The organism is Virgibacillus sp. 6R, assembly GCF_001895305.1.
GTDB classification, from domain to species: Bacteria; Bacillota; Bacilli; order Bacillales; family Amphibacillaceae; genus Virgibacillus; species Virgibacillus pantothenticus.
In genome coordinates this window covers 917,388-930,024 of sequence record NZ_CP017762.1, presented here as the reverse complement: position 1 = coordinate 930,024, position 12,637 = coordinate 917,388, and the positions used below count along the sequence as shown (strand labels likewise).

9 protein-coding genes and 1 tRNA gene are annotated in these 12,637 nt (G+C 38.2%); 5 read left to right on the top strand and 5 right to left on the bottom strand.

Features of this window, described 5'->3' with window-relative positions; genetic code table 11:
- Window positions 1-115: 115 nt before the first annotated feature.
- The 5 genes from BKP57_RS04325 to dat all read right to left on the bottom strand — a co-directional run bounded on the left by BKP57_RS04325 (window position 116) and on the right by dat (window position 6,201).
- Window positions 116-889, bottom strand: a complete 774-nt coding sequence (locus tag BKP57_RS04325; protein WP_050350183.1) for a LytR/AlgR family response regulator transcription factor — start codon at window positions 887-889, stop codon at window positions 116-118.
- Between the two features lie 263 nt (window positions 890-1,152).
- Window positions 1,153-2,925, bottom strand: a complete 1,773-nt coding sequence (locus BKP57_RS04320; RefSeq protein ID WP_072741042.1) for a LytS/YhcK type 5TM receptor domain-containing protein — start codon at window positions 2,923-2,925, stop codon at window positions 1,153-1,155.
- Window positions 2,922-4,466, bottom strand: coding sequence for a solute symporter family protein (locus tag BKP57_RS04315; RefSeq protein WP_072741041.1), 1,545 nt, complete (start codon window positions 4,464-4,466; stop codon window positions 2,922-2,924). The genes BKP57_RS04320 and BKP57_RS04315 overlap by 4 nt, the downstream gene beginning before the upstream one ends.
- Window positions 4,463-4,771 (bottom strand): DUF485 domain-containing protein, encoded by a 309-nt coding sequence (locus BKP57_RS04310; protein ID WP_050350186.1) that lies wholly within the window; start codon window positions 4,769-4,771, stop codon window positions 4,463-4,465. Before BKP57_RS04310 ends, BKP57_RS04315 begins: the two co-directional genes overlap by 4 nt.
- A 560-nt stretch (window positions 4,772-5,331) precedes the next feature.
- The gene (dat, locus tag BKP57_RS04305) at window positions 5,332-6,201 is read right to left on the bottom strand and encodes a D-amino-acid transaminase (RefSeq protein WP_050350187.1); all 870 of its coding nucleotides are present in this window, start codon (window positions 6,199-6,201) and stop codon (window positions 5,332-5,334) included.
- A gap of 546 nt (window positions 6,202-6,747) precedes the next feature.
- On the opposite strand from dat, the gene BKP57_RS04300 reads away from it, so the two are divergent.
- The 5 genes from BKP57_RS04300 (at window position 6,748) to trmL (ending at window position 11,877) form a co-directional block, all read left to right on the top strand.
- Window positions 6,748-6,821, top strand: a tRNA-Gly gene (locus BKP57_RS04300).
- Window positions 6,822-7,305: 484 nt separating this feature from the next.
- Window positions 7,306-9,009, top strand: a complete 1,704-nt coding sequence (locus tag BKP57_RS04295; RefSeq protein WP_072741040.1) for an ABC-ATPase domain-containing protein — start codon at window positions 7,306-7,308, stop codon at window positions 9,007-9,009.
- Between the two features lie 12 nt (window positions 9,010-9,021).
- The gene (gene queG / locus BKP57_RS04290; protein WP_072741039.1) at window positions 9,022-10,176 is read left to right on the top strand and encodes a tRNA epoxyqueuosine(34) reductase QueG; all 1,155 of its coding nucleotides are present in this window, start codon (window positions 9,022-9,024) and stop codon (window positions 10,174-10,176) included.
- 49 nt (window positions 10,177-10,225) lie between these two features.
- Window positions 10,226-11,074 (top strand): amidase domain-containing protein, encoded by an 849-nt coding sequence (locus BKP57_RS04285; RefSeq protein ID WP_050350190.1) that lies wholly within the window; start codon window positions 10,226-10,228, stop codon window positions 11,072-11,074.
- Window positions 11,075-11,403: 329 nt separating this feature from the next.
- Window positions 11,404-11,877 (top strand): tRNA (uridine(34)/cytosine(34)/5-carboxymethylaminomethyluridine(34)-2'-O)-methyltransferase TrmL, encoded by a 474-nt coding sequence (gene trmL, locus BKP57_RS04280; RefSeq protein ID WP_072741038.1) that lies wholly within the window; start codon window positions 11,404-11,406, stop codon window positions 11,875-11,877.
- Window positions 11,878-12,637: the final 760 nt, after the last annotated feature.

Sequence of the window (12,637 nt, the reverse complement as noted above, 5' to 3'; positions counted from 1 at the left end):
TACTACAGTCACGCAAACTATGTAAGCGCTTAATAATAGTATAAAGGTGAGGCAACAAACAGATAATATTTTTGGTTCAACGGTAGAAATCAATGTGCGAATGGTTTTTATCGTTTCATGAATGGTTACTTGAAAAAATAGTAAGTAAAGCCTTTCTTGCAGACCTGCTTACAGGGATCATTGTTTGCTGTTTATTTTTGAGTGTTATATTACTTGTGCCATTAAACCATGGTGTAATCTCGTCAATATAGTTAAGATTAACTAAATAGCTACGGTGGGTACGGAAAAACGCAAATCCAGTCAGCATATCTTCTAGTTCTTGAAGTGTCATACGACAATGAATGGTTTTATCGGTCGTATGAATTTCCAGCATTCGTTTAAATGGCACGGCATAATAAATAGAATCAGGATCGACAACTACCATACGTTCTCCGTCATCAAGCAAAAGCTTTTGTGAAGAAGGGTTAGGCTGAACTTCCTTCGGCTTATCCCAGTCGACTTTTTGGTCTTCGATTTGAGCTAATCGTTTTCGTACACGTTTCATGGCTGTTTTAAACCGTTTCACATCATAAGGTTTTAATAAATAATCCACCGCTTCAATTTCAAATGCATCTAAAGCGTAATCATCATATGCTGTTGTGAAAACAATTAATGGTATATAGCCTTCCGACGCGTAAAAAATTTTCTTGGCAGCTTCCACTCCTGACAACCCCGGCATGTGGACATCAAGAAAAATAACATCTGGTTCATATGTAAAAAAATGTTCAACAAGTTGCTCCCCAGTTTCTGCTGCTGGGCAGATGTGTACATTTTCTTCATGTTTAAGAAGATAAAGTAACTCCTTCCGTGCCATATGTTCATCCTCGGCAATTAATATTTGAATACTCATTATATAACCACCCTGAATAATATTTTTTCGCTGCTTTATTTAGTTTGCTTTATTTAAAAGCTTAAAAGAATATGGTCGATTTTTAACTCTTGCAAATGATGTACACAAAGCAGCAAACTATTAACAATCTAGCTTGATGTGTCGAAGAGCTTCTAAAATTGAAATTAAAACTGCTGCTAAGCCGATTTTCAATCCGTTTTAAAAATTAGGAAAAATGATCGTTTTAAAATGATCCGGATTACCAACTAAGCATTTATTTGATTTTAAACTGTTGCATTGTTAATTAGCTCTCCTGTGGTTATTTTAGGAATTCGAAATAATACTTCACTTCCACCATTCGTTAAATTTCGAAAATGCAACTTTGCCGACTCTCCAAGCAAGTGGACAAGCCGCTGGTTTACATTACGCAATCCCGTTTTTTCATAAGTTTCGTTTTGTTTTGCTGACGTTTGATGTTGAATAGCTTTTAACATTTCCTCCGAAAAGCCCATACCATTATCTTGTACATAGATAAGGATTGTTGCACTTTCTACTTGAATGCAAACGTTGATTCTACCGTTGTGGGTCACATTTTTTAGTCCGTGTCGTACCGCATTTTCAACAAGTGGTTGAATGGTAGATGGTGGAATAAATACTTCAGGTAAAATGGTTGGTCGTAAAAAAACAATTTCCATTTGACATGCAAAACGGGCTTGCACAATATCGATATAGGCTTTTACATGTTCACATTCTTTTTCTAATTTAACTAACGATTTAGAAACAAGCCGCAAATTAAATCGCATATAGTTTGCCAGTTGGACCGTAATATATTTCGCTCTTTCAGGATCTTCTCGAATTAAAGAACTAATTAAGTGTAGTGTATTAAACAAAAAGTGCGGATTGATCTGGGCTTGTAAGTTTCGTAATTCTGCATCGCGTATATGTGATTTTAGCTTCTCAGCGGCAATGGTATCCATTTGCTTGGATATCAATTGTCCTAAGCCTTTCGCCAGCATGATTTCTACTGGACGAATATGCTGCGATTTACGGAAATAAAATTGGATTAACCATGTTGGTTCATCCGCAGCTACTATTGGAATAATAATAGCAGCCTCTAAAGGGCAGTCTTGTATTCTACATTGAATCTCGGAAGGAGTATAAGCAATTTTCATTTCTTTTGTTTCCATTGCTTCCCGAGAAATAGCAGTACTAATTTGATCTCCTGAACGATGGTGATCATCGGCGATACCTACATGAGCAAGCACTTCTGTTCCACTTGTAACTGAAACTGCAGCAAGCTTTAATCTCTCGTATAATAGCTGAGCGATGCCTATAGCCATTTGCTGTGGATAATCATTTCTTAAAAACGGGAGTGCCTCCTCTGCAATTGCAAGTGCTTGTTTAGCTGCAAGTGCTGCTTCATTTTCTTGCTCCCGAAGAACTATGCCAATCATTGCTGTGAAAACGGCGATAGCGATACTATTTGACAATACTAATGGAAGACCGATTCGATCAACAATGGTCACTGTTTCACCTAATTGTGAATGAATAATTAACAATAATTGCATATGCAATACAGGTGGGAAAACGCCAATAAACAAAGCCTTCATTGGAGAGATGACGCGTTCATTGGAAAAAAATTGCGCTGTTAATCCAGCTAATAGCCCAGTAAGTGGATTTACAATTCCATTGGCAAGCCAACCGATACCCCCTAATAGCATGACATGTGCTCCAGCAATGATGCCTGCTCCAAATCCAACCGAAGGACCTCCTAAAAGCCCAGCTATCACAATAGCGATTAGGCTCGAACTTACAATAAGCTGATCATCCTCTGCTTGCCAAACAAAGCTGCGAATAATCGTATCCCCATCAATGGTAATTCCTGTTATTGTACTGGCAATGCCAAACAGACCAAAAATAAAACTATGAACAATAGACATTCGTACACTATATTCCCGATAAAGCAATGTACGAAAACCAGGTGTACGAGTCATAACAAAAGCGATTACTAATAGTAAACCTTGTCGTTCAAATAAAATAATAGTCAATTCCTTCAAGATCTTTCTCTCCTTGTAGTAACACCTGTTTGCGCTCTTAGGAAAAATGCTTGCTTTTCCTTCGTCCACTTTTCTCTCCCACGTGTTACATAGCTACCGATAATCGCCCCTAAAAAACCAATAGGAATAACGATAATTCCAGGGTTATATAGCGTGAATATAGGCTTATATGGTATCCAACCTCCATCCGTATTCATAATATGTGGACCAAGAGCAACGAAGATTATAGATGCGGTGAGTCCACTTATCATGCCAATTAGAACTCCTGTTTTGTTGAAGCGCTTCCAATGAATTGTTAAAAGTAGTATAGGGAAGTTGCTGGAGGCAGCGACAATAAATGTTAAAGAGACTAAAAAAGTCACATTTATATTTTCAAGTTGTAATGCAAATAGTGTCGATATAAGACCAATTCCTAATGCAGTCCATCGTGCTGCTTGAAGTTGTTCTTTTTCAGTTGATTTTCCCTTTCTTATTAAATGATGGTACACGTCGTGAGAAAATGCAGAAGTTGCAGAAATGACCAGACCTGAAATAACTGCAACGATCGTTGTAAAAGCAATTGCAGAAATGAATGCTAATAGAAAGTCGCCGCCAACCGCTTGTGCCAAAAGAGGTGCCGCTAAATTACCGGTAGAATCTGTAGTAATTAATAGTTCGAAGCCTAAAATCGCGATGGTTCCAAGACCAAGGACGAGGGTCATGAAGTAAAATATACCAATTATCCAAGTAGCACTAGTAATGGAACGACGCACCTCAAGAATGTTTTTCACAGTGAAAAGGCGAATTAAAATATGTGGCAATCCAGCTGTACCTAGTATTAATGCCAACTGCATGGATAACATCTCCAATGGTTGTTGAAACAAATGTCCAGCCAAAAAAAATGCTTCTCCTAATGGCGTCCCTTTTTTTACAGCTACTAATAAATCTTCTATTTTCCAATTAAAATGAGAAAACACAATTAATGATAGTAGGAAGGTTCCGGACATTAATACGACTGTTTTTACGATTTGTACCCAGGAGGTTGCTAGCATTCCTCCAAAGACAACATATATTGTCATCAAACTACCAATCACAACTACGGAGATCGAATAATCGGTATTTAATAATAGACGAATGAGGAGACCTGACGCGACAAGTTGAGGAATCATGTATAGAATGGATATGATAAAAGCGCTGATTGCCATCATTAAGCGCATTTGTCTCCCAGGAAAACGAGCGCAAATTACATCTCCAAGTGAGTATTTTCCAAGATGGTGTACGGGCTCAGCAATTAAATAGAGTACAACAAGATAGGAAACGAGAAAGCCAATTGAATATAAAAAGCCGTCATATCCGTGTAAAGCAATTGCCCCTACAATTCCCAAAAAAGACGCTGCACTTATAAAATCTCCTGCAATTGCCATTCCGTTTTGCAATCCAGTTAAACTGCCAGCTGCTGTATAAAAGCGATTCGCTGTCTTACTTCGTTTTGCTGCCCAATAGGTAATAATTAACGTACATACAATAATACAGATAAAAAACAGGAAATAAGTTAAATTCACGATACTGCCTCTTGTTTTAGCTTGTTCTTATAACGGTCAAACTGCTTTGCTTTTCTACAATACAGCCACCCCAATACCCATGTCATGGGTATTTGTAAAAAGGCGTATAGCCATCCCCAGGTAAATTCGAATAAAATACTTGTGCTGTTCATGAAATCTGGAAATAATGCGAGTGATAAAGGGAGCATAAAATAAAATGCCAAAAGAAAAACTAGCATTTGTAGAAGAAATCGTTTCTTTCTTTTAATCAGTATCTCATATTGGGTATAAAGCAAAAGAACACCAACTTTCTCTCGATTTCCCATGATGATTTTATCAGTATTTTCTTTCTATTATGAATATAGTAACTGAGAGGGGAAATGTTGTAAAGTCTAAACATCCATGCTTTTCTTAACGAAAAAGAGTCTGGGGCATAAGCAAAGCAAATAGTATATAGCAAAAGCCGAACAATCAGTTAATAATTGTTCGGCTTGTTTATATTAAAAAAAATCCTATTATCGCTATGTCAAAATCCGTCGCTTTCCGTGAGGCACTGCCTCAGCTTCCTTGGAAAGCAAAAATCGCCTTCCTACGGGATTTTCAGCTCGCGCTGTTCCGCAGGAGGCTACATATTTTGGTTACGCTAAAAACGTGCGTATACACAAATGACGATTTATTGTTTGATTTTTAATCAGCTGTTACTAGTTATGGTCCGCCTCATTCATTATATATTCTAAGTCTTATTTTAAACTTTTTTATAAAAATTATTATTCCTTGAACTATTCCCATGCTTTTTTTTAAAGGTAAAATCCAAACAACCTAGAAATGGTGGATGATGCAAATCGCCCGCTTTGGAAGTATACTTTGCTTTATTATTCCCAAGGGATTATAAAGTAATTTTATTCTCTGTTATCAATGCGTCTTGTTCATAGGCTTCCTGTAGTTTCCGAGTAATTACTCCAGGTTTTCCATCATGTATTTGCTCGTTGTCTACTTGAATAACTGGCATGATTTCTGACGTGCTACTAGATAAGAATACTTCATCCGCTTGGAAGAGCTCCTCTTTATAAAAAGCCTGCTCATGAAATGGGATGGAAAGATCATTTGCAAATTTTTCTACACGTATACGCACACAGCCGTGCAAGATGCGATTGGTAGCAGGGTGCGTGTAAATTGCCCCGTCTTTAACGATGTAGATATTAGACGAGCTGCATTCGGTGACAAGTTCATCCCGATGCAAAATAGCTTCATAACAGTTTTGTTCCTTTGCCTCTTGTTTTGCCAACACGTTAGGAAGCAAATTTAAGCTTTTGATATAACAGTTTTCCCAACGGACATCCGGTCTCGTAATCGTACAGACACCATGTTTTAATTTTTCACTATGGCGAGGTAAATCTTGGACGTAAGCATACAAATTTGCTGGGGTATCGATTGGGAATACATGATCACGAGGTGCAGATCCTCTTGTCGCTTGTAAATATACTTTTCCGTCTGAGGTCATTTTATTTTTTTCTAACAACTTCAGTAATAGGCGAGTCAGTTCTTCTTTCGTTACATTTAAATCAATTTTAATGGCTTCTGCCGAACGAAATAAACGATCCATATGTTCTTTTAAAAGGTAGTAGTTACCTTTGTAAATTCGAATGACTTCATAAATACCATCACCAAATTGCAACCCCCGTTCTTCAAACGGATAATGTAAGCTATCTTGGTGGGTAAAATTTTGCTGTGCTAAAACAATTGGGTATACAGCCATACTTCCTCTCCTCCCTAAATCTTATGACTATTCTATAACTTCTTTAGTGGAATGTAAATATGTATTTGTCACGGAACTTACTTTTCTAAGGAGATTCGCCGAAGTTCATAGATAGGTTGCTCGAAGTTCACAACTTTTTCGCCGAAGTTCACAATTTAAGCTGGCATAAAACGATAAAATAGTATTAACTTGCAGGTTTTTGGTAATATGTAGCGAATTGCATGAAATATAATGAATAAATTTTATGTATCGTTCTAAACTCATGAAATTTTTCTTACTGACTACCTATAGGTGCAAGAGTTTCAACTATATGATGAAGAGAATATGGAGACACATAATAATGATAGCTTTAGATAAGGGGAATGTAGCTAAAAAGGGAGGCTATTCGAATACTAAACCATGATAACATCTATTTTTTTTGATGGATGAAAACGGCAATATTAATTTTTTGTAAACTTTTTGTCGAGAAATATTAAATTTCCTCTTGATTTGTTTTAAAGATATTGCTATAATAATTTCTGCAGTCAAAAAAATACATTTTTTGATGCGGGTGTAGTTTAATGGTAAAACCTCAGCCTTCCAAGCTGATGACGAGGGTTCGATTCCCTTCACCCGCTCCATACATATGTCTTAACGCAGTATTTCGTAATAGTAAAGGTACGAAGTATTGCGTTTTTTACATTATATAAAAAATGTAAAAAATAGGGGGTCTTCTATCGTCCTTATTATCACGTCTATAAGGTGCTGTAACAGAAGTGGGTAATCTGTACTGCAACACGTCTAAGTGGGAGAGACCAGCATCTCAATGCCCTATTTTGTAAGAGGCTTTTACCATCCCCTTGGGCTACTAATAATCCGTGGGGGATGAATGAAAACCCACTATTTGAGATCCCCTTTACCCCGCATGTAACTGGGCAGTAAGGTCTGTCCTTCCATCCTAGACTAACCTCCTCGAGGTCGTAAATGCCCAATTCTTCATCTAACCATGGAATTCAAGTTTAAACTTGGTGGACGTTTGTTTTACTTCGCTGGCGGGAACATGTAAAATCTGAATCAAAAAGAAAACAAAGTTATTTGTATAAACAAAGTAATTGAGGTGTATGTATGCATAACTTATTACAAATTTTAAAACAAATTAATGGAACGGGATATAAGGGATACAAGCGTATTCAAGGTCGTTACCAAGCAGATAATTATGATTTAGCAATTGATTACGTACAAGGAGATCCATTTGCGTCCCCTTCTAAAATACGTGTGATTATCCCTGTGAATAAACGAGCTATTCAACCAGCTTGGCTTGAAACCTATTCAAGGAAAATTGCTACTGAGGATGCATTTGCGCGTGTAATAGGGAAAGAAGTCGCTACACAACCTACGTTTATAAAAGGATCGGGTAAAAGTGGGTTAATTTTATTTGATCGTCCTGGGCAGGAAAAGCTAGAACGAACTGCTGTGCAGATCAGTTCTACATCAATCACGGTTTGTCTTTCGATTGGTTTACCTGCAAATGGAAGAAAAATTAATAGCAAAGAAGCGGAAAAACTATTTACTCAAGCACTTCCAGCCATTATCGATCAATCTGTATTCGCGATTACAGATGAAACAATTGAACAAGCAATAAAACTGGCCGATCAGCAAGATGCTATTCGGGAGACAATGAAGCAAGAGGGCTGGGTTGCGTTTTTAGCCAATGGATCTATCTTACCAAGGGAAAGCGGAATTAGTAACCGTCCATTAAAACAGGCAGTTCCTTTTCAAAGCCCTGCTGAAAATGAAGTTGCTATTGATATTCCGCATGCTGAAGAGCCGATCAAAGGGATGGCGATTAAACAAGGAATTACACTGATTGTAGGTGGTGGATATCACGGAAAAAGTACCTTGTTGCAAGCGGTTGAGCGTGGTGTTTACGCGCATGTACATGGGGATGGTAGAGAGTTTGTGTTAACAGATCCTGCTGCGGTGAAAATACGTGCAGAAGATGGTCGTAAAGTGACAGGCGTAGATATTTCTCCGTTTATTAATAATTTGCCGCATGGACAGGACATGACATTTTTCTCAACTGATAATGCCAGTGGCAGTACTTCCCAAGCCGCAAACGTAATTGAAGCGTTAGAAGCTGGAGCGTCTACGTTATTAATGGATGAGGACACAAGTGCAACTAACTTTATGATCCGAGACCATCGCATGCAACTACTTGTCCACCCCGACAAGGAACCGATCACACCATTTATTGATAAAATTAAACAATTACGAGATGAATTAACAGTATCGACGATTATTGTTATGGGTGGGTCTGGAGATTATTTTGCGCATGCAGATACAGTGATTCGTTTAGAAAATTATCTTCCTGATAATGCTACGAATGAAGCAAAAGCAATTATGAAAAAATACCCTCTAGAAAGAAAAGAAAAGGCGGAAGAGCCGTTTCATATAAACGATGCTCGTTATTTTCAACAACAGACGCTACAGACTAAAAAAGGAAACCGCTCAAAAGTTCAAGCAAAAGGGCTCTCTCATATTATAATGGGAAACACAGATATTGACTTTTCCGAAGTGGAACAGCTAGTTGATCCTTCACAAACACGTATGATTGCAGAAATTTTACAGCACTTAGATTATCAAAACAAAATGAATCAATTAGCGTTGCCAAAACTGCTTGACAAAGTAGAAGAGCAAATGAATAAGCGAGGCTTAGCTTCTTTTACTGCATATCCAGATCAACACCCAGGTGATTTAGCAAGACCGAGAAGGTTCGAGCTTGCAGCAGTGATTAACCGCATGCGAACTGCTGTTGTTAAACGGCGTTAGGGAGGGAACGATATGCATACAGATCCATTAAAGCAGGAAATTATCGCATATAGTAAACAAATTGGAATTGATAAAATTGGTTTCGCCTCTGCAGATGTATTTACTGAATTAAAAGAGCGGCTTCGCAGGCAACAAGAATTAGATTACCAATCGGGGTTTGAAAAAGGCTCTATTGAAGAAAGAACGGAACCTACCCGATTATTGCCCGAGGCGAAATCAATTATTTCTATTGCTTTAGCATACCCCACTCGAATGAAAGGTGCTCCAAGAAGTACGAAAGAAGAACGACGTGGCTTATTTGCCAGAGCTTCTTGGGGTGTGGACTATCATGTTGTCATGCGTGAAAGATTGGAGAAACTTGCTGCTTTTATTCAAGAAAGAGTGCCAGATGGTAAGAATAAGGTTATGGTTGATACAGGGGAATTATCAGATCGCGCAGTTGCAGAACGAGCAGGGATCGGTTTTAGTGGGAAGAATACCTCCATTATTACACCGGAGTTTGGTTCTTTCGTATATTTAGGTGAGCTAATTACGAATGTCCCCTTTACGCCGGATGAGCCTGTTGATGATAGCTGTGGGAGTTGTACGAAATGTATTGATGCTTGTCCTACAGGAGCGATTGTGCAAGGGGGGCAGCTTAATGCTAAGCGCTGTATCGCCTTTTTAACGCAAACAAAAGACTTTCTACCAGATGAATTTAGGTCGAAAATTGGTAATCGTGTATACGGCTGTGATACATGTCAGATGGTTTGTCCGAAAAATTTAAAAGTAGATTTTCATATTCATCCTGAATTTGAGCCAGAGCATGAGGTGGCTAAGCCAAAGTTAATTCCCATGTTAAAGCTATCAAATCGTGAATTTAAACAGACATTCGGCCATATCTCAGGATCATGGCGTGGAAAAAAGCCGATTCAACGGAATTCACTAATTGCTTTAGGACATTATAAAGATACAACTGCTGTAGCAGATATTATTGAAGTGATGAAAAGTGATCCTCGACCTGTTATTCGCGGAACCGCAGCTTGGTCATTAGGCAAAATCGGAACAAAAGAGGCCTTCCAAGCTATCAAGGAAGCGATGTTAGAAGAGGAAGATGAGCAGGTACTGGTTGAAATGGAAAAAGGACTTGCTTTTGAGCCGTTGAAAGACACCGATAAAAAAAGATGATGTTTGCCAAGCTTTCTCCCCATATACTTTCATATGGAGGGGATTTTTTATGGAACAATTAAAAGCGTATTGGCAAGATTTTTTTTCGTGGGATAGAAAAGGTGACGATTGGTGGACGAGAAAGCAAGCGTTATTTGCAAAGCGCGATGCCGAAATTGTCAAAATCAAAGGAAATGGGCATGTATACAGTACGATGCGGTATGATCAGCAGGAATACTATCAATACCACTTGCATGTACAGTTCTTAGTAAAACAAGAAGAGCAGTTATATTTGGAAGAGTCCGTGACACCTTATCTTTTTCGTCTGGACCATCTAGGCGAAATAAAAGATCATCAACACCAAGTCAAAAAGCAGGAAGCTGAAGGTGAAGAGCAGCTGTTCAATGAAAAAGACAAATTTGTAAATAAAAGAAGTCCATATGATCGGCAAGCTGCTGTGCAATATGCGGAACGTTGGTGGAATGATTATAATCCAGATTATCGCCGTTTCCCGGTAGATTGTACGAATTATGTTTCGCAATGTTTGTATGCAGGTGGGGCACCGATGTATGGAGCGCCTGTAAGAGATCGTGGTTGGTGGTATCAGGATAACAATTGGAGCTTTAGTTGGGCTGTTGCACACTCTTTGCGCTGGTATTTAGCGGGGTCTACAAAAGGTTTAAGAGGAGAGGAAAAGGAGACAGCAGAACAGCTCATCCCCGGAGATGTTATCTGTTATGATTTTTCCGGAGACGGCAGATGGGATCATAATACGATCGTCGTTGCTAAGGATGCCAATGGAATGCCACTCGTAAATGCACATACAGATAATAGTCGAAATCGTTACTGGTCTTACGAAGATTCCACAGCTTGGACACCAGACATTCAATATAAATTTTTCCGTATTTATACAGAGTAACGTTTGGAAGTATTGGAGAGTTTTTACTTCTCGCTCTGCATTTAAGGGGCAATATTCTCCTTAAAGAGATAAGCCTTTCACTTCGAATAGCTAACTTCACCTATGGAAAAAGTAGTGCTATACTAATACTATATAAAGTGTATCTTTCAGTAGGAGTTTTCTTCTGTTTCCTACCGAATGTCAGCACACCGTAGTATGACCAAAAGTTTCTCGGGTATTTGGGCGCTGTTATCTCTTATTTAGACCCTTTGGAACAACTTAGGCTTCCAAAAGGTGGGAGATTATGGCAACTTACGTGCGGGATAAAGAAGTAAGGAGATTAGAACACAGTGAGTTTACATGTCGTATTATATCAACCAGAAATACCAGCAAATACTGGAAATATTGCCAGAACATGTTTAGCAACCAATACCACACTTCATTTAATTCACCCGCTTGGGTTTTCAACAGAAGATAAAATGCTGCGCAGAGCAGGATTGGATTATTGGCATAATGTAGATATCCGCGAGTATCCATCCATTCAAGACTTGTATGAGACGTATCCAGAAGGAAGTTACTATTACATTGAAAATTTCGGAACGAAGCACTATACCGATTTTGATTTCAGTGATGTGAATGAGCCATTATTTTTTGTCTTCGGCAGGGAAACAAATGGGATACCGAAGCATTTATTAGCAGGGAAAGAAGACCGCTGTTTACGCATTCATATGGGCGAACAAGTAAGATCATTAAATTTATCCAATACAGCAGCTATTATTATTTATGAGGTGTTGAGGCAACAAGGCTTTCTAGGATTATCATGATTACTTAGAGATGACGAAAGAGATTGGAATATAAGCAAATATTATATAGCAAAAGCCGAACAATCCATTTATAATTGTTCGGCTTATTTGTATTATAGGAAAGCATTTACGTATATACATGTTTGAAGATAGACAAATGCCCTGCATTATTTACAAGAATCACATTGTCAGAAAAAGAACAATGTCTTATTAGTTTATCTCGAATATAAGGTGTTGTAAGACTCCAGCCTTAGGAGTTGGATATTTCTGTACTACAACAAGACTAAGTAGGAGATAACAGCACCTATTTCGTAAGCGGCCTTTAGGTCATACCCTTGGGCTACTAACAAGCAGTGGAGGATGAATACCCCCACTATTTGAAGATTCACTTTATAAGTTCATGAAAAGACGTTGTAACGGAATGTTACAACGCCTTTGTGTTAATCCTTTTAAAGCTAGTGGCAAAAAACCATTGACAAGAAGTTTCAAGTACTTTGCTGTTTTTTCGGCATACCTGGCTTTGATTCGTATCCCGAAGTGAAACAAGAAGTTATAAATACAATAGCTACCCCTAAGATTAATGCTAATTTCATCTCGTCCTCCTCCTTTAGTTACAGACCAATATACTTTCTAGCGACTCTATTATAACGAATGATAACTGAAAAAGAAACAGCATGTGTGGTAAATGAATCAATTCTCATCTTACTATAGTACATGTTAGAAGATTAAAGTTTCACCTATATGCTGCTGTCCATATACTATTCCTTCTGTTTAAGTGGTT